This window comes from Flavobacterium anhuiense, from assembly GCF_004151235.1.
Taxonomy (GTDB): Bacteria; Bacteroidota; Bacteroidia; order Flavobacteriales; family Flavobacteriaceae; genus Flavobacterium; species Flavobacterium anhuiense_A.
The window spans coordinates 71,077-91,626 of sequence record NZ_JUIV01000016.1 but is presented as its reverse complement, the minus strand read 5'-3'; the positions used below and the strand labels follow the sequence as shown (position 1 = coordinate 91,626).

General features: G+C 35.0%; 9 protein-coding genes. 4 read left to right on the top strand and 5 right to left on the bottom strand.

Annotated elements, in window-relative coordinates:
• The first annotated feature begins 69 nt into the window (after positions 1-69).
• A complete protein-coding gene (locus tag NU08_RS17225; RefSeq protein ID WP_129748350.1) occupies positions 70-2,949 on the top strand; it encodes a hypothetical protein in 2,880 nt (959 codons plus the stop codon).
• A gap of 235 nt (positions 2,950-3,184) precedes the next feature.
• On the opposite strand, the gene NU08_RS17220 is transcribed toward NU08_RS17225, so the two are convergent.
• Both NU08_RS17220 and NU08_RS17215 read right to left on the bottom strand, forming a co-directional pair.
• Positions 3,185-5,116 (bottom strand): glycoside hydrolase family 97 protein, encoded by a 1,932-nt coding sequence (locus NU08_RS17220; RefSeq protein WP_129748349.1) that lies wholly within the window; start codon positions 5,114-5,116, stop codon positions 3,185-3,187.
• 33 nt (positions 5,117-5,149) lie between these two features.
• On the bottom strand, positions 5,150-6,172 hold the full coding sequence (locus tag NU08_RS17215) for an aldose epimerase family protein (RefSeq protein WP_129748348.1): 1,023 nt from the start codon (positions 6,170-6,172) through the stop codon (positions 5,150-5,152).
• Between the two features lie 137 nt (positions 6,173-6,309).
• On the opposite strand from NU08_RS17215, the gene NU08_RS17210 reads away from it, so the two are divergent.
• The 3 genes from NU08_RS17210 (at position 6,310) to NU08_RS17200 (ending at position 12,086) form a co-directional block, all read left to right on the top strand.
• Positions 6,310-7,218 carry an AraC family transcriptional regulator gene (locus tag NU08_RS17210; protein WP_129748347.1) on the top strand — a complete coding sequence of 303 codons (909 nt, stop codon included), beginning with the start codon at positions 6,310-6,312 and terminating at the stop codon, positions 7,216-7,218.
• Between the two features lie 128 nt (positions 7,219-7,346).
• A complete protein-coding gene (locus tag NU08_RS17205; RefSeq protein ID WP_129748346.1) occupies positions 7,347-8,753 on the top strand; it encodes a sugar porter family MFS transporter in 1,407 nt (468 codons plus the stop codon).
• 18 nt (positions 8,754-8,771) lie between these two features.
• The gene (locus NU08_RS17200) at positions 8,772-12,086 is read left to right on the top strand and encodes a DUF5107 domain-containing protein (RefSeq protein WP_129748345.1); all 3,315 of its coding nucleotides are present in this window, start codon (positions 8,772-8,774) and stop codon (positions 12,084-12,086) included.
• Between the two features lie 381 nt (positions 12,087-12,467).
• Here the strand turns inward: NU08_RS17200 and NU08_RS17195 are convergent, their stop codons facing one another.
• From NU08_RS17195 to NU08_RS17185, 3 genes are all read right to left on the bottom strand, one after another.
• A complete protein-coding gene (locus tag NU08_RS17195; RefSeq protein ID WP_129748344.1) occupies positions 12,468-14,735 on the bottom strand; it encodes a GH92 family glycosyl hydrolase in 2,268 nt (755 codons plus the stop codon).
• Positions 14,736-15,023: 288 nt separating this feature from the next.
• Positions 15,024-17,363 (bottom strand): glycosyl hydrolase family 95 catalytic domain-containing protein, encoded by a 2,340-nt coding sequence (locus NU08_RS17190; protein ID WP_129748343.1) that lies wholly within the window; start codon positions 17,361-17,363, stop codon positions 15,024-15,026.
• Positions 17,364-17,500: 137 nt separating this feature from the next.
• Positions 17,501-20,446 carry a discoidin domain-containing protein gene (locus NU08_RS17185; RefSeq protein ID WP_129748342.1) on the bottom strand — a complete coding sequence of 982 codons (2,946 nt, stop codon included), beginning with the start codon at positions 20,444-20,446 and terminating at the stop codon, positions 17,501-17,503.
• Positions 20,447-20,550: the final 104 nt, after the last annotated feature.

Here is a 20,550-nt window from a genome sequence, read left to right as displayed (position 1 = left end):
AACACTAATAATTCAAAGTTGCCTTCCAAAAATACCTTTTCAAGAAAATAACTAACCAAAATTAGAGTCATGAAAATACCTTTACTTCCTTTTATGTTATGCCTTGCAGTAAATCTGGCATTTGGACAGACCGTGTCTAATACTCTTACTTCGACAAATGATGAACTACCAGTATATAATCTGTATTATTTGAGCAAATACATAACCTCGGAAAACTTAAGTTCTCCACAAATAAGTAAAGTTTACGCTTCGTTAATTTCTTCCATATCTGCAACTAAAGCTGATTCCTTAGTTTTAAATTATAGTCCCCCCCAGAAAACAGAGGAAACAAACTATATTGGTGCTTTTCTATATAATGATAGAATTCAGCGCGAACTAATAAAAAAAAATATCATTTCAAAATTTAGCGTTTATGACTTTTCTGATTATGATAAAATTGCTAGTTTGACTGATAGACTAATTTCTCTTGAAGAAAAAAGCAAAGAAATAAGGGCTGGGAAATCAGCAAATGATAGTATTAAAATTAAGATTTCTTTATTAAACACTTATAAAACTCATCTAGAAGCACAAGACACTAGCTCTTTAAGCATTTTGGATGCTGAAAATAAAATTTTCTTGGAGAAGGTACAAATCAACCAACTATCTAGTTCTAAAAAGATTGAACAAGAAATTGCTAGACTAAAAATACTAACCGATGAGTATAACACAAAACACCAGCAATTCAATAAAAACGTATATGAATACGCTGATATGTATGCTTTGAAATATGATAAAACATTTCATATTGAATTAAAAAATCTTACTAATCCTGACATTACAAATTCAGAAAAAGAAATTCATATTAATTCAATGATACAGACCGCTGAACAGCGGGCAGGCACTCCAACATATAGTCTACCCTCAGAATCTGACATGATTAACGCTATGGCTATCTTTTTAGCAAAAAGGGCACAGCAGGAAACTGCAATTTGGTTTATGGACAAAATCCGTGAAAACATGAAAAACCCACTTATTTATGAAGCCTTTCCAGAGACAATCAGATTGATCGAAAACTTAGAAGACTTTAAAACTCCTAACTTCAGTGTGGCTTGGCGTTATGCAATCGCCTCCGATTTTGTTAAAATGCCTATAAATCTAGCAAACAGCAGCTGGGTTAAAAATTTTATTCTTGAAAATAATTTCAAAAAGACAGAACTTCTTCTTACATCGACAACTTTCGGTTATGATATCAACCGCCTAGTGGCAGAAAAGTACAACTATAGAGATATCATCCGTTACTTTTACACCAACCCTTATTATGATTTTCTAGAAAGGGGTAATGAAAATCAAATGAAGGAATTGCTTAAAAACTCTATTTCTATTTTATACATTATTACAAATGAACTTTTTGCGATAGACTTAGTAAATGGAGAGAAAAACTACAGATTGTTATCTTATGAAGAAATTAGCGGAATGACTCAAATACAATGGCGCACGCTAGGACAGTTAATCCAACTTAAATACGGCAATGAAAAATTCGCAAGTTTTTTCAATGATGAATTTAATGAATGCAAAGAACCGTTGTCCAAATGGGTAGGTAATTTGTTATTATCTCTTAGTCAATTTGACAAAGTGAATAAAGACTACCAAAAAACACTAGAAAAAAAAGAAAATGGACAAAATGACAACTTTTATAATGTATGGCAAAATACACTTCAGATTATCGATAATTTAGATTATAGGCAATATCTAAGCACAGATATAAGCCCTAATAAAGATACTATTGAAATATTAAAACAGGGCATTTCTATTTATGAGAACATTCAAAACAAAAATTATTCAGAAGCCATTCATAAAACTTTGGAAATGATTGATAAAATAAAAATAACTGATAAAGTTAATACTCATTTACAAATGTATTATGATGCTACACAATTTAATTATAAAGATGGAGAATTTTATTTTGCAATTTCTGGCGTTAAATATTACTTGAAAAACAAACCTGAAAATCAAAATTTGTACATGGTCAGAAATCAAACGGATACTATCTGTGTATTGCAAAATTTTGCACGAATAAGAACCTTTCTCAAATTCATTGAACCAAACAAAAAAAACAGTAACGACGAACTTATCAAAACTATAGCTCCAGATTTTAACACAACCATTGCTCAATTGTCCGAATCCCTAAAAATTAAAAACTCAATCGTTCTTTTTATGCTGAAAGCCTTTGTTTTAATGGAAGATAATAAACAAAAAAATGGAGATCTAGACAGCCAAAAATTATTGAACTCACTGATTAGACAGCAATTCAGCTTTGTTCCAAACACCAAGATAAATAATGAACAGGAACGCATTAAACTTAAGTACCAAGATAAGCTTCTCAAACTTACTGCTTTTTTCGGAGATATCTTAGCTACTAAAAACGCGGATGATCTTGCAAATGTTATTGACTCCCACGCACTACCGCCTACCTCTTATAAACTTAAACGAAGAGTTTCAAGATCAATTGATCTAAATGGTTACGTAGGAATTCAAGGTTCCCGTATTTGGGCAAAAGCTTCAACTTCTTTAGAAACACAATATACTGTAGGCATTACTGCTCCAATTGGCTTTGCTTATACTTGGTCAAACTTAAAAAACAATAAACCAGACAATTGGGGTTTTACCATCGATATTATTGACTTAGGTAATATTGTAAACCATTATTTAGTGAATTCAAATGAATACTATTCCAAAGATGTCCATTTCTCTGAAGTATTTAGCCCGGCAGCTAGCTTTATGTATGCATTACGCAAAACACCATTTGTCGTTTTTGCCGGCTGTAAGCTCCTTCCTTTGAAAACTTCAAGCATTACAGAATCAGATGGTTCTGTCAAGCTTTTGAATGAAAGAGCTTTTGATGCTACTATTTTTAGCGTTGGTATTAAAATTGATATACCGCTTGTTAATTTGTGGTCAACAGTACTGTAGCTACATCCGGGGAGTGAACCAAATTCTCGGCTGATTTATTTCGATTGCTTTTTCATAAAAAAATAACTATCTGTGTAAAATTAGTGATACAAGCTTTTTTCATCCTAAAAAATTAATCAAATCATAAGCATGCATAGAATAAAAAAAAACTACTTTTTAAAAAATTCTATATTAGAACTTTAAACAAAAAAACATCCCCATCAAATTCATGATGGGGATCATTTTCTATTTTCTGCTATTTAATAAATTGGATAATAAATCCTCCTTTTGGAGCCAAGCTATATTTCCAGTTTGAAGTTACAGGATAAGTCTCTACTTTAAATTCCATTAACTTATCGTTTCCTTCAGAAATAATTCTGAATTTTGAAAAACCTTTTCCGTATTTTTTCAGATCAATTGTTATCGGCTGATTTGCATTAGTCCCATTAATACCAACAACATAAGAAAGATTATCTTTTTGGCGTGACAATACTAACGCCTTACCTGGCTCACCAATAATGCACTCTGTTTTATCCCAAGTTGCAGGCATTTCTTTTAGCAAATTCTTCAATGCATTCGGGAGTGAATTGAAAACTTCTTCCGAATCGGCAAAATGGATAATTCCCGAAGTATAAATCATTGCCATAGCCAATTCATGTGCAGCTGTATTTAAACGAGTATATTTTCTAAAAGTTAAAGCAAATGGTGTGTAATCAGCTGGCCCAGCAACGTTTCTTGTAAAAGGCAATACGGTATTTTGTTCTGCTGCTTTTTCTGGAAATCTTGGTTCATAAAAATAACTTTCTGTTCCTAAAATAGCTTCTGCGGTTACAAAATTCGGCCATGTTCTATGCCAGCCTCTTGGAACTGTCGTTCCGTGCAAGTTCACCAACAAATGTTCTTTTGCCGCATCTTCAAAAACCCCTTGTAAAGCAGCCATAACTTCTTGCCTATCTGAACACCAGAAGTCAATTTTTACACCTTTTATTCCCATTTTAGATAATTCCTGAAATCTCTTTTTTCTTTTTTCTGGATCAAAGTATTCCGCTGAAAATCCCCATACTAATGGCTGAACTCCTTTAGACAATGCATAATCGACAATTTTCCCTTCTTTGTTCGCTTTTTCCCATCCTGCATCGAAAAGTGTATATTTAAAACCGAATGAAGCCGAAACGTCAGTAAATTTGTTATACATTTCAGGAGTAAAATCTTCTGGATGTGACCACCACGACCAAGCCGCTTTTCCTGTTTCAATCCAAGAAGTATCTGTAATTTTAGAAGCTGGAGCCAAATCGGTAATCATAGTCGATAATAAAATATCTCCTGCTTTGTCGCCAATCATAATTACTCTCCAAGGCATTGTCCAAGGTAAGTTTGATTCAGGATATGCAATTCCTTTATCAGCTAAAGGCAGTGTGAATTTTTCATCATTTTTAGCAAAAGCTATTCTGTAAATTCCGTCTTTAGAATCTGGATCTAAATGACAGCCCGGAAACGAACCGTCTGTTCCTGATTCTGCAATTAAAACCCAATTTTTAGTTTCATTAACATTAAAAAGCGCGGGCATACACCAACCTACAGATTCACCTCTTGCACCGTTTATAGGATCTCCAGACTTGACATTAATATAAAAATCTTCATAACCTGGCGTATAATCTCCTGCTTTGTTATAAGGCTGTAACCATCCTTTTGCATTCTGAGCTATATGAAAGCCAGTCAATTCATTTTTAAGTATTCTAGTTTGTTTTTCCTGCTCCAGAAACTTATATCTAAAAGCAACACCTTCTTGACCTGCAATTAAATCTACTGTCATTAAAGCGCCTTTGCTATTTTTGAATGTAATACTTTTGCTTTTAAAAACATGATCTGCAACTTTGTTATTCGCAACTTTTAGTTCGTATTTTTCGCGCTTTTCTTCAATTGGCGAAACTTTTACAACAGATAGTCCTGCAGTAAAATCATTGTTCTCGAAATTTAATCCAAGAGGCGAATCTAAAATTATCGCTTGGTCTTTGCGAGTAACTTTATAAGACAATTTCCCGTCTTGGCTTAAAGACAGTTCAATCTTATTTTGATTGTCCTTAGACTTTAAAGAAAGCTCTTCATTTTGAGCGACACAACTTGTCAGTATAAAAAATACTGCGGGTATCAGCATACTTAAAGATCGGTTAAGAAACATTTTTTTCATTTATATAATTATTAGAGGTGATAGTTCTTTTTTTTATTGGATTACATCAAAAGCATAAATAATAGTTTCTTGATAAACTTGTCCAGATTGAAATATCGTATTCGGAAAATGTTCATGATTAGGGCTGTCAGGATAATACTGGCATTCTAAACAGAGCCCATCAAACGAACTGTATAATTTATTATGTTCTCCAACAATATTGCAGTTCAAATAATCTCCAGTATATAATTGCACTCCAGGATAAGAGGTGTAAACACACATCATTCTTCCTGATTTTTCTTCCAACAATTCGCAGACAGGTTTTTCATTAACACTATCTCTATCTAAAACATAATAGAGATTTAATCCTTTTTCTTGCATTATATCTGCTAGTCTATTATTCAAAAACAAATATCCATCAGCTGGTATAATCTTTCCTGTCGGGATATAATCGGCTGTACTTTCCAAAATTTTTGATGCCTTAACGCTTAATCTGTGATTGACTATTTTGTCTTGGCAAGCAGATAAATTAAAATAAGAATGGTTAGTAAAGTTTAATGGAGTTGATTCATCGGCTTCTGCCAAAAATTCAATTTTGAGCTCGTTTTGATCCGTCCATTTATAGGTCACTTTTGTTTTCAAATTTCCAGGAAAACCCCCTTCTCCATTTTTACTTTCAAGACAAAAAATTACGGCATCTTCTTCTACAATAAAATCAAATACTTTGTTATTAAATCCAGCTGAACCACTATGATTATTGTTTTTACCATCGTTTTTATCGAGATGATAGATTTTATTTTCGATAGGAAATGCCGCATTGCTAATTCTATTGGCAAAACGGCCAACAGTTGCTCCTATATAAGATTGATCTTTTACATAACCTTCTAAAGTTGGAAATCCTAAAACCACATTTTCTTTGTTCCCCACTTTATCTGGCACTACTATGGATTTTACTATGGCACCATAATTAATAAGTTCGACATAATTGCCGTGACTATTTGTGATCTGAAATTTGAAAATTTCTTTTTCACCATGCCAGCCAAAAGACTCACAAACAATATTATTTGTAGGATTCATATAGTTTTACAAAAAGGTTAAAATCTGAAGTGTTAGTATAGAATTTCAAATTTAGTTTTGATTATTGTTCTCAAAATGGACATTTTTTTTGAAAGCATGGATTAAATTATGATATTTGAAAAACTAGATCTGAAAAAATGAAAAACACATCTCAAAAGGAAAAAATAAAAGTTAAAGAAGGTTTTTTAGGACAGCGTATGATTGTGATTCCTAAAAATATCCTTTCCATAATCAAAAAAACACCTTTGATTTCAGGTTTATATTTTACTGATATTGGTGTTTTTCCTAACGCAAGTCACCACTCTATGAAGCGAAAGCATGGAAGCAAACAATACATTTTGATTTATTGCTACAAAGGAGAAGGCATCATTAGCAAAGAAAACAAAACTATTATGCTCAAAGCCAACACCTTTTACATTATTCCGCCAGAGGTTGCACATGATTATTATGCTTTAAAACAAAATCCGTGGAGCATTTACTGGATTCACTTCACTGGCGCTCAAGCATCTCACTTTTACGATAAATTCATTACCGAATATCCAGATACAGCTCCTCAGTTATCTCTTGAAGAAAGACGCATAGAGTTGTTTGACAATATATTGGATGTAATGGAAGATGGTTACAGTTCCAGTAATCTTGAATTTGCAAATCTTTCTTTATGGCAGCTTCTGAATACATTCTTGTATGAGAAATTTTTTATTCAAAAAAATAGAAAATTTTCAGAGGATAATACTATTGAATCGGCAATTGATTACATGAAAAAGCATCTGGAACTTTCGTTAAAAATAAACGATGTTGCAGCTTATTTTAGTTATTCATCATCACATTTTTTTACCTTATTTAAGAAACAGACAGGTTATTCTCCTATACATTATTTCAATTATCTAAAAATGCAGAAAGCCTGTCAATACCTAAGTTTTACGACTATGAGCATAAAAGAAATCAGTTTTAATTTAGGTTTTAATGACCCTTTATATTTCTCTCGTTTATTCAAGAAAATAATGAGCACTTCACCTATCCAATACCGTACAGAATACAAGCAGTAACGCAAATGTTTTCGTATTTTAAAACATAGTACCATAAAATCAGACTATAATCCATCTATTCAAAAAAAATATCCATAAATCAAAGGTTCCGATTCCGCTAATTTTACAAAAGCTATTAAAACCTTTTTATGAAAAATTACAATTATACCTTTTTACTATCGATTAGTCTGGTTGCAGCACTGGGGGGTTTACTCTTTGGCTATGACTGGGTTGTTATTGGCGGAGCAAAACCATTCTACGAAATTTACTTTGGCATTTCAGACTCTCCTGCTCTTCAGGGCTGGGCAATGAGCAGCGCCCTTGTTGGCTGTGTGGCTGGTGCCGCTGTTGCAGGAAAACTAGCCGATACTTACGGAAGACGTCCTCTACTGATTGCTGCCGCCGTATTATTCTCCTTATCTGCAATTGGAACAGGAGCTTCAGAAACCTTCAACATATTTATTGTCTGGCGTATTATTGGAGGAATCGGAATTGGAGTTGCTTCTACCATTTCGCCTTTATATATTGCAGAAATCGCACCTCAGGAAACCCGCGGACTTTTCGTGTCCATAAACCAACTTACCGTAGTTATCGGAATTCTTGCAGCGCAGATTACCAATATGCTAATCACAGAAGTGATTCCAACTGGTTATTCTCACGAACAAATTCTTGCGTCTTGGAACGGACAAACTGGATGGCGATGGATGTTTTGGGCAGGATTTTTTCCAGCTGTGCTTTTCTTCATTTTAATGTTTTTAATTCCAGAAAGTCCAAGATATTTGGCTAAAAAAGACAGCCAAAATTCGGCAGAAGATACTCTTGCTAAAATTGGTGGAGTTTCTTATGCAAAAGAAGAACTTTCAAAAATTAAAGAAAGCTTTACACATGAGAGCGAAAAAACCGATTTCAAAATATTATTCGACAAAAAAGCATTCTCGATCTTATTTATTGGAATTATACTGGCTGCCTTCCAGCAGTGGTGCGGTATTAATATTATATTCAATTATGCTCAAGAAATCTTTGTCTCAGCTGGTTACAGCATCAATGATCTCTTCATGAACATTGTGATAACAGGAAGCATTAATTTAGCTTTCACTTTAGTTGCGATGGGAACTGTAGACAAATTAGGCCGCAAAAAATTAATGTTATTTGGTTCTGGAGCACTTGCTGTTATTTATGCTTTACTAGGATATTTTTATTACACCAGCGTTACTGGATTCCCATTGCTTTTATTGGTATTATTAGCCATTGCTATCTATGCAATGTCCCTTGCTCCTATTACCTGGGTTATTTTATCTGAAATTTTCCCTAACCGAATCAGAGGTGTTGCAATGTCTGTTGCCACATTTGCACTCTGGATTGCCTCTGCGCTATTGGTTCAAACCTTTCCAATTTTCAACAATTATCTAGGTACGTCAGGCACTTTCTGGCTGTATGGAATTATCTGTGCCTTAGGATTTCTATTTGTTTTCAGAAAACTTCCTGAAACGAAAAACAAAAGTCTTGAAGAGATTGAGGAGCTTATGGCTTCTGATCAATCAAAACATATTCAATAATTTAAATTTCATTACATCATGCAAAAAGTAAATGTTTGGAAGGAAAAAATTATCCTGCCAACTTATGAGGTGGGCAAACCTGAAAAAAATCCTGTATTTATTGAGAAAAGAGTGTATCAGGGAAGTAACGGATCAGTATATCCTTATCCTGTTATTGAAAAAATAGCGGATGAAAAAACCGACAAAGAATATCAGGCTGTATATCTTGAAAATGAATTCATTAAAATAATGATTCTGCCTGAACTTGGCGGAAGAGTTCATATGGCTTATGACAAAACCAAAAATCGTCATTTTGTATATTATAATCAGGTTGTAAAACCTGCATTGGTTGGACTTACAGGCCCATGGATTTCTGGCGGAATCGAATTTAACTGGCCTCAGCATCACCGACCTACTACATTTGACCCCGTAGATTTTACTATTGAAGAACATGAAGATGGGAGCGCCACAGTTTGGTGCAGTGAAGTCGAGCGTATGTTTAGAACAAAAGGTATGGCTGGTTTTAGATTATATCCTGACAAAGCTTACTTGGAAATCAAAGCACAATTATACAACAGAACATCGTTCCCACAGACTTTTTTATGGTGGGCTAATCCTGCAGTTAAAGTAAACGACGATTATCAATCGGTTTTTCCGCCTGATGTAAACGCTGTTTTTGATCACGGTAAACGTGATGTTTCATCATTTCCAATTGCAAAAGGAACGTATTACAAAGTAGATTATTCGCCAGGAACTGATATTTCTCGTTATAAAAACATTCCGGTTCCTACCTCTTATATGGCAATTGCCTCTAAGTATAATTTTGTGGGCGGTTACGAAAATGATTCAAAAGGCGGATTACTTCATGTTGCCAATCATCACGTTTCGCCAGGAAAAAAACAATGGACTTGGGGACATGGCGATTTCGGACGTGCGTGGGATCGCAATCTTACCGATGAAGATGGCCCATATATCGAATTGATGTGCGGGGTTTACACCGACAATCAGCCTGATTTTACTTGGATCATGCCAGGCGAACAAAAAGAATTCACGCAATATTTTATGCCATATCGCGATTTGGGAGTTGTAAAAAATGCTACTAAAAACGCGATGGTTAATCTGGAGAGTGTTGACAATAAATTAGTCATTAAAGCGTACACAACAGGAGTTTATCCAAAAACAACCGTTACTTTAAAAAACAACGATACTGTTTTATTCCAAAAACAGTATGATGCGTCTCCATACAATTCATTTGAAGAAACTATTGACTTCAATGCCTCATCAGGTTTAGAAGGATTGTCAATTACTGTAACAGATGCTGATGAGAAAGTTTTAGTAGATTGGAATTATGAAGCTCAAAACGAAGATGAGATTCCAGAAGCCGCAAAATCTGCACTTGCTCCAGGAGATATCGAGAATAACGAACAATTATTCCTAACGGCACAGCATTTAGAGCAATACAGACACGCTACTTACAGTCCGATTCCGTATTACGAAGAAGCTTTAAAACGTGATTCTGGTGATGTTCGATGCAATAATGCAATGGGATTATGGCTGATGCGAAGAGCAAAATTTGCAGAAAGCGAGCCGTATTTCAGAGCAGCTATCAAAACGCTGACACAGCGAAATCCGAATCCGTATGACGGTGAGGCTTATTTTAATTTGGGACTTTGTCTTAAATATCAAAACAAAAATGAGCAAGCTTATGATGCTTTTTACAAATCAACTTGGAATGCGGCTTGGCAGAATCAAGGTTACTTTTATGTGGCACAACTTGACGCTTTAAAAGGCGATTATGAATTGGCTTTGGAACATATTAAAAAAGCCATTTCAAAAAACACCGAAGATCATAAAGCAGTGCATTTGCAAACAGCGTTTCTTAGAAAATTAAACCAGAAAGAAAAAGCGCTTGAATTAGCCAACAATTATTTAAAAAATGACGGCTTCAATTTTGGTTTATTGTATGAAAAATATCTTTTAAGCAATGATAAAAAGGATTTGGATTATCTAAATGCGCTTATTCGAAATAACATTCATACTTATATCGAATATGCTTTAGACTACAATGCAGCAGGTTTTTATACAGAAGCGGCTTCGTTGTTAAATGAAGGATTAAAAGATGAAAATACGTATCCGTTGGCTTGGTATTTTGCGGGTTCATTTTATGAAAAGTTAAATGATTTCGGTCAAGCCGAAAAATGTTTCAAAATGGCTTCTCAGGCAAAACCGGATTATTGTTTTCCAAATCAGATTGAAGCGGCTTTAGTTCTTTCTGAAGTGATTCAGAAACAGACTAATGATGCCAAAGCTTTGTATTATTTAGGAAACTTTTGGTATGCATCAAAATTTTATGATGATGCTATTTCTTGCTGGGAAAAATCGGTTGCTATCGACGACTCTTTCCCAACTGTTCATCGTAATTTGTCATTGGCTTATTACAACAAATTAAACGATGAACAAAAAGCGCTTTCAAGTTTAGAAAAAGCATTCTCATTAGATGTAGAAGATCCTAGAATTTTAATGGAATTGGATCAATTGTACAAACGCTTAAACAGAGATTTGGTATTCAGACTGGCTTTCTTAGAAAAACATTTAGAATTGGTTATCCAAAGAGATGATGTTTATTTAGAAAGAGCTGCTTTGTACAATCTTTTAGGCAAACATGACAAAGCGCTGACTTTATTGCAAAACCGAAAATTCCATCCGTGGGAAGGCGGTGAAGGAAAAGTGAGCGGACAGTATCTTATTTCTTTAATTGAAATTGCAAAACAACAGATTTCTGAGGGCAATTATGATAAAGCAATTGAACTTTTAGAACAAGCTCAAATTTATCCAGAAAATTTAGGCGAAGGAAAACTACCAGGCGCACAAGAAAATGATATTCACTATTGGCTTGGAGTAGCTTTTGAAAAGAAAAATAATTTAGAAGAAGCGAATAACTGGTGGCATAAAGCAACTCAAGGATTAGAAGAACCAACAGCAGCGATTTTCTATAATGACCAACAGCCAGATAAAATTTTCTATCAAGGTTTAGCTCATCTAAAATTAAACAATTCAGCCGAAGCCAATAAACGTTTCGAAAAGTTTGTTACTTACGCAGAAAAACATGTAAACGATCATGTTACGATTGATTATTTTGCTGTTTCATTACCCGATTTAATGATTTGGGAAGATGATTTAGACAAGCGAAACAAAATTCACTGTTTGTACATGAAAGGATTAGGTCTTTTAGGTCTTGACAAAAAGGCAACAGCTGAGGAAACTTTTAAAAGTGTGCTTTCTGAAGAGAAAAGCCATTCAGGAGTTACGATTCATTTGTCTTTATTGAAAAACGAGGAATCGGTTTCGATTTAAGATAGTTAGTTTTTTTTATAGCAAGGCCTAAAAATTAGCTTCGGAGAAGCGAAATATTTATAGAATTTGTATTTGTTATCGATGAAAAAGCTCCAGCGGAGCGACATCTTGTTTACAATGCCGAAATATTTCGCTCCGCCGGAGCTCTTTTTCATCCACACAATTGAATTTCTACAAATATTCTGCCCCGCTGGGGCTTATCTGTTGCTCTGACTAATCATAAAAAATAGTACACGGATGATACGGATTCGCTAACGCGAAAACGCAGATTACCGCGGATTTTTTAAATCTGTCTAAAATTTAAATAGAAAATCCGTGTTAATCCGCGTCTTTACGAAGTAAATCAGTTTCATCTGTGTACTTTATATTAGTTTACTTTTTCTAATTAATCGGTCTGTCTTCTAACTTACTTCCCCAGTTTTTATTTGGTTTTGGTCCCATAACAAATTCTAAAACGCCTCCAGCCTCAATATCTGTATGTTTTATAAAAGTCTTGGTGTAACTTTTACCATTCAATTTCGCGCTTTGAATATAGATGTTTTGATCTGAAACGTTTTTCGCTGTAACTTTAAAAATCTTTCGGTTTTTCAATTCTATAGAAGCTTCTTTCAACAGTGGCGAACCAATTACATAAACACCGTTTGCGGGATTTACAGGATAAAATCCTATTGCACTAAAAATATACCAAGCCGAAAGTTCACCGCAATCATCATTACCAGAATAGCCTGATGAAGTGGTATTATACATCTTCTTTAAAATCTCAGCAGTATATTTTTGCGTTTTCCACGGCTGACCTGCATAATTGTATAAATAAGCAATATGATGACTTGGCTCATTTCCGTGGGCATATTGTCCGATAAATCCTGAAGCATTATCGTTTACTTCTTCTGGTCTTTCGTCCAAAGTAAAAAACGCATCCAGTTTTTTGGTAAACAAATGATCTCCTCCAACTAAATTTACCAATCCTTTTACATCCTGCGGAACATACCAAAAGTATTGCCAGCCATTGCCTTCTGTAAAAGGATAACCGCCGTTTGCGCCATATTTCAGCGGATCAAAAGGTCCAATCCAATTGCCTTTATCGTCTTTTGCCTTGAAAAAACTTATTTCTTTATCGTATAAATTTTTATAAAACTGAGAACGTTTTGCAAACTGATTGTAGTCATCGATTTTAACCAATTTCTTCGCCAATTCCGCCACACACCAATCGTCATAAGCCATTTCTAAAGTCAAAGAAACCGACTGCGATTTCAGGTTTTCGGGAATATATCCGTACTTTTCCCATATTCCAAATGGCGATCCGGGATGTTCTCGCAACGATGAATTCTTTACCGCTTCAAAGGCTTCTTCGGCATCAATTCCAGGTATTTTTTTCAAAACAGCATCCACAATCACAGGAATGGCATGATTGCCTATCATACAATAATTTTCCTGTCCCCATAATTGCCAGATTGGCAAATAACCGAAAACTTTATAATACGCCAGCATACTGTTTACAAAATCAGCAGAACGTTCCGGCTGTAAAAGCGTGTACAATGGATGTGCGCCGCGATACGTATCCCACAAAGAGAAAGTAGAATAATATGGTTTGGATGAATTTCTAACCGTAAAATCAGCTGACGGATAATCGCCATTAACATCTGATAAAGTATTTGGCTGAATGAATGTATGGTACAAAGCCGTATAGAAAATCTGCTTTTGCTCGTCTGTGCCTTCTATTTTTATTTTGCTTAATTCTTTTTCCCAAACAGCATCTGCATTATTTACAATTGCTTGAAAATCCCAAGCAGGAATTTCAGTCTGGACATTCAAACGAGCATTTTCGATACTTGTGGCAGATATTCCAACTTTTACCAAAACCTCCTGTTGCTTTGAAATATCAAAATCTAAAATAGCGCGAATGGCATTTCCGTTTACTATTTTGGCATTCTCATACATGTTTCCTCCATCTGTTACATGATTATGAAGTATTGGCTGTGAAAATTCAGCATGAAAATATACTTTTCGCATTGGCGCCCAGCCTGTAATTATTCGATAACCTTCAATGGTATGATCGTTCGGAAAAGACAATTGAGAAGCAATAATACGCGTATTCCAATCTGATTTTTTCATCGAATGATCTAAATCAACAATGATGTGCGCTTCTTTATTTTTGGGAAAACTGTATTTATGAAAACCTGCATGTGTTGTTGCCGTTAATTCGGCTTTTATCTGATAATCTAAAAGTTCTACGCTGTAATAACCCGGTTTTGCCGATTCCTTGTCATGCGTAAATTTAGATTGATAGGCATTCTGTCCTGTTTCTTCTTTTACAATAGAACCGCTGAAAGGCATTAGCATAACGTCAAATAATTCGGCTACGCCAGTTCCGCTTAAGTGCGTATGGCTAAAACCCGCTATTGTGCTATCGTTATAATTGTAACCGCTGGCAACACTCCAATCAGGTATGTTTCTTGTATCTGGACTTAATTGCACCATTCCGAATGGCATTGTGGCTCCAGGATAATTATTTCCTGAAAGCGGTGAACCGTGTGCTGCTCCTGTTCCAATAAACGGATTTACATGAGACGCTGTTTTTTCTGCCGTTTGTGCTCCTAAACTTATTGAACTTATTATGGCACAAGAGTATAGTATTTGTTTGAATTTCATTTTAGGATAAAGATTTATGAAACATAATTTCATTATTTTTTGAATTGCCTACAGCTTTAGCTGTAGGTTCTTGAGATTAGATCCTATTAGGGCTTTAGCCAAAACATCGAGATTTTGGCTAAAGCCCTATGTGATAGACTTTTTAAACCTCCAGCTAAAGCTGGAGGCAATTCATATTACTGTTTGGCTCCTGCAAGGTTTTCAAGACCTTGTAAGTGTAGTTTTTAGCACAACTTAAAATATAAAACCTGCAAAGTTTTTGAAACCTTGCAGGATTACTACTCGAACTTATAATTTAGATGAAGTGATTTCTTTTAATTCGCCGTTCACTTTTACTTTCACTTTTGTTGGTACAGGAGATAAAATTTCATATTTCGTCACTTTACCTTTTTCCCATTTCATATTTATAGTAAAGTTCCCTTCAGCTTTTAATCCTTTTACTTCACCCTCTTTTAGCCAAACATCGGGCATTGCAGGCAATAATTCAATAAATCCTGCATGGCTCTGAATCAGCATTTCTCCAATTCCGGCTGTGGCTCCAAAATTACCGTCAATCTGAAATGGCGGTCCTGCTGAGAGTAAATTTGGATACACTCCACCTCCTGCTCCATAATTGATGTTTGTAGCTAAAGTAGGTCTCAAAATGGTTTTAAATAATTTATACGCACGGTTACCTTCTTTCAAACGCGACCAAAAAAGCATTTTGTAGGCAATTGACCAGCTTGGTCCGTCATCTCCTCTTACTTCCAGTGTTTTCTTAGCCGCTTCGGCAAGATCGGGTGTCCTCTCTGGCGTAATCAATGGTGCTGGATACAGTCCGTATAAATGAGAAACGTGACGATGCTGCGGGTCTGGTTCTTTATAAGGTTTTAACCATTCCTGAATTCTTCCGTCAGGCGAAATTATTCCTGATGGCGGTAATAGTTTTAATCGTTTTTCCAGTTCGGTTCTTAAATCATTATCCAATCCTAATTTCGCAGATGCATTAATTACATTATTGAACAATTCACGAACGATTTGATTGTCGATTGTTGGCCCCATACAAACATGTGCATCCTGACCGTTTTCCATGAAAAATGAATTCTCAGGCGACACAGATGGCGAAGTTACCAGCCAGCCTGTTTCCGGATCTTTTACCAGCATGCTGTTGTAAAACTGAGCAGCGCCTTTTATGATTGGATAAATTTCAGCTAAATAAGCCTGATCATTCGTGTACAAATAATGATTCCATAGATTGTTGCAAAGCCAGCCCGAACCTGCTTTTGCAATTCCCCAAGAGGCACTTTCGCCTGGTTCTGTAAATCCCCACACATTGGTAATTACGTGAGCTACCCAGCCATCAGCATTGTAATAGGCTTTGGCTGTTTTTTCGCCGTAAGGCACCATTTCTTTAACCAAATCTTTTAAAGGAAGATTTAATTCAGACAGATTTCCTGTTTCCAGAGCCCAATGATTCATCTGAACATTTACATCCAAATGATAATCTCCATTCCATGGTGTCTGTATCTGATGTGCCCACAATCCTTGCAAATTTGGAGGAAGCAATCCTACTCTTGTACTACTGATGCTTAAATAACGGCCATATTGGTAAAACAAAACTGGAAGTCCTGTATCTGAATCTGGATTTTTCATAAAAGCATCTAAACGCTCATTTGTTGGCAATGTATTTCTTGCTGTTTTGCCAAAATTTAAAGCTACTCGATTAAATAACTTTTGGTAGTTTTGAATATGCGTTTTCTTCTGTTCATCGTATTTTTTCTGCACAGCCGTTTCTAACATTTTATCTACAACAGTTTCAAAATTCTGATTTTTAAAATCTGTTCCTGCAGAAACATAAAGCACGACCTCTGTTGCGTTTTTTACTTCAATTGTATTGTTAGTATATAAAACACTTCCGTCTGCTGTTTTGGCTTTTACTTTGGCTTTATATTTCATTCCTTTTCCGTCAATTCCGTTGTTCAATTGACCTGTCATTACTAAGGAATTGTCACTGTCGTTGATTGTTTTGAAATGTTCCGGTCTGTCTAAGTGAACGGTAAAATTAAGTTTTCCTTTTTTACTTGAAGTCAATTTTACAAAAAGGACATCATCACCAAAACCAGCAAAATATTCACGTTTATACGTTACGCCTTCAATCATAAACTGTGTTGAGGCTAAAGCGGTTTGTAAATCCAGATTTCGTGTATAATTGGTCGCTTTTGATTTGGTTTTATAATCAAAATTCAATGTCATATTTCCTAAAACCTGATAACATCCAAATTGCACATTTGCACCATCTCCACTTCCTGAACCTGGCCCTGTACAGACGAAATTATCATTAATCAATTTTTCGGCATCGCTATTTTTATTAGCCAATAACAATTCTCTTATCTGAGGCAGAAAAGTATAGGCTTTATAATTGTTGGCATCCTGAGAAGAACCGCTCCAAAGTGTAATATCATTTAGAACTAACTTTTCGGTTTCAATTCCGCCGTCGGGCATAATTCCTAAACGGCCATTTCCTAAGGGTAGCGTTTCTTCCCATTGTGAAGCAGGTTTTGTATACCATAACGCTAAAGGATTATTTTGCGAATAACCCAAAAGTGGTATTAGTATAAAAAACAGGGCTTTGACTTTTTTGATATTCATGGTTTTATTGTTTTTGCCACAGATTACACGGATTTAAATGATTTTTTACTCTGTGATAAATTTTTATTGATTTTAATTAGAACATAATCTATTAAACCTAACAGGTTTTGGAAACCTGTTAGGATAGATCTCTCCATTTAGTTGTTGTATGGTATGGCTTTTATTACTGGTTTTTCTCCATTTTTTAATGCCGATTCTTCAAATTCTATTGTTACTTCTTTGCTTTCGCCTTTCAATAAAGTAAAATAACTGTCACTGATAATTGCTGGCAAAATCTGAGTTCCTGACTTATCATTTATTGGTTGCACATGAATTCCGAAAGCAATTCCAGACGGACTTGAAACTTTGGCTTTTATCACATATTTCCCATTTTGTTTTACCACTTTACTGGAAACATTTACGTTCACTTTTGGCAGTTTATTCAAATCTGTGAAATCTTTCATATTGGTTCCTCTCCAATAAAAATTCTCACTGATTAATTTATCTGAAGCATCTTTTAGTTTTAATCGGATGAAATGAACCGGACTTAAATCGGAAGTATCAACATTGGTTTCGGCTCCAAAAATTTTGAAATCGTATAATGAATATCCCCAGCCTGAACCGCGTTTTATTCCTAACATTCGAACGTAACGTCCTTTTGTTTCATCAAATGAAATATTTTGCAGTCCTTGTTTTCCGTCTTTAATCACGCTTACATCTGTCCAGTTTTTGGCGTCAGAACTAATTTGGATTTTGTACTCTTTTCCAAAGGCATTTTCCCAGTTTAAAACTACTCGATTGATAATGAATTCTTTTTCAAGATCTACATAAATCCATTCGTTATCTGTCGAATTACTTGCCCAGCGCGTATTTGAATCTCCGTCTGCAACATCTCTGGTATTTCCTCCATCGGTAGAAGATGCGGTAACATTTTTTTGAAAAGCCAAATCTTTCTGATTGGAATAAAACGGAATTACAAAACTTTCTGTTGCAGTATTCGAATAAGAATCTACAATTGTATTTTGTTTGAATTTTGCTATTTCTTTACCGTCTAAATTATATACAAAAGCTTCTGCTTTTAGGTTTTTAAAATCGGTTCCTGTTGTATTGATTACTTTTACCGAATTGTCTACAGGACTCCACTGAATGTGCATAGGCTCACAAGCCGATTTTACACCCCAATACGCTCCTGTCAAATCATAGTAATAATCGTAAGTCTGCCAAACCATACTTGGGTATGAAGATTGGCTCATCCAGATCATAATACCAGAGGCATCTTCCCACATATGATCCAGCCAGCCTTCATACATGGCTTTATTGGTTTCTATGTTTAACAGTTGAGCTTTTCTAGTATATTCTTCCAAATTATTTGGTTTACCGTAACGTTCTGTGATGCTTTTATCATAATTGTCTGGCGTGGCATTAAATGCTTTTTGTCCAAAGAAATGTTTGTCCCACATATCGTTTCTTGGCCACCAATCTTTTTCTGGAATAAACTTTTTAAAACTTTCGATATTAGGAAAAACGGCTGTACCAATTTCAGATCTTAATCCCCAACTTGGACCGTCGCCCGTTCCTGCATAAGGTTCTGGATATTTTGTAAAATAAAACCTCGGATCTTTATTGCCCCAAAGTCCGCTACCGCTTAAGTTTCCAGTATTCGAACATGGCTGATAATATCTGTCGTTGTTGTCAAACGTTTTAATATTTTCGGCAATCCAGCCATTTAATGGTGGCTGCGGAAGACCTTCATTATTACCGCACCAAATGGCAATACTGGCGTGATTTCTAACGCGTTTTATTTTTTCGATTACATTGCTATTAAAAACATGAATATCCAATGGCAGATTCGGATTGGCATTTAGCCAAAAATCATCCCAGACCATAATGCCGTATTTGTCACAAGCTTCGTAAAACTCTTCATCTGTTGTTGAACCCAACCAATTACGGATAATATTGTAATTCATTTCTTTGTGAAGTTTTACTTTAAGATCATATTCTTCACCTCTGCAACGAAGCATGTACTCGCTCATACCCCAGTTTCCTCCTTTTAAGAAAACTCGTTTCCCATTTATGGCAATATGCAAAACGCCACCTTCTGTATCGTAAGTATATTTTTTGATTCCAAAAGTTATCTTTTGACTATCCGAAACTACATTTCCAACTTTAAAAGTAAATTGGCAAGTATATAAATTAGGATTGCCATAACCATTTGGCCACCAAAGTTTCGGGTTTTGAATGGAAAGTTCCGGAAACTGTTCTTTTGTCAATTTTACATTCGTGATTCCATCAGCATCTAAACTGATTTTTTTAGAAAAAATAATATTTCCAGGCATAATTAACCCCGTAAGAACTCCTTCCTGATTTTGTCCAGATGTATTTTTTAAGTCTACTTTTATTTCCAGATCTGCGCGTGCATTTGTTGGCAGATTGGTATGAATCCATGGATCTTCAATTGTGACTTTATCGGTATTGGTTAAAAAGACATCGTCGGTAATTCCAGAATTTAATCCCGGAACATAAGGCATCCAATCCCATCCTGCGCTAGAAATGTAAGTTGGACTTCCGTAGTTATTTAATGGCTGTTTCGGAATGCTTACTAAAATGTTTAAGACATTTTTTGTTTTACGGTTTACAAGCTTTGTAATATCAAATTTACCGCGTTGCATCATACCGCTTAAAACTGCTATTTTTTTTCCGTTAAGGTAAATTTCTCCTTCACGATTGATGCCTTCAAAATTGAGCCAAATGATTTCTTTGGAAAAATTTTCTGGAATAGTAAATTCAGAACGATACCAAAAACTGCGATCGTATTTGGATTTATCAACCTTATAGATATTGTCGCCAAAATTGGGATCTTTCTCCAGACCGCTTTCAACATAAGAATTAAAAATGGTACCTGGAACTACTGCTTTTACCCAATCTGAATCGCTGAAATTTGAAGTAAACATTTTAAGGCTGTCTTTTCCTATTTCTGCTTGTGCTTTTACCTTCCAAACAATATCAGAAGAGTTTAGGCTTACTTTATTCTGAGCGTAAAAATTGAACGAAATGGCATTTAAAACAAATAAATAGAGATAAACCTGATAAGTATAAAATTTCATACTGTTATTTGAATGATTAAAAATTATTGAATTATAAGAAATAAGAATGCCATTTTGGAATAAGCTTTTTCGAACAGAAGAACTCAGTACTGTTACTACCTATA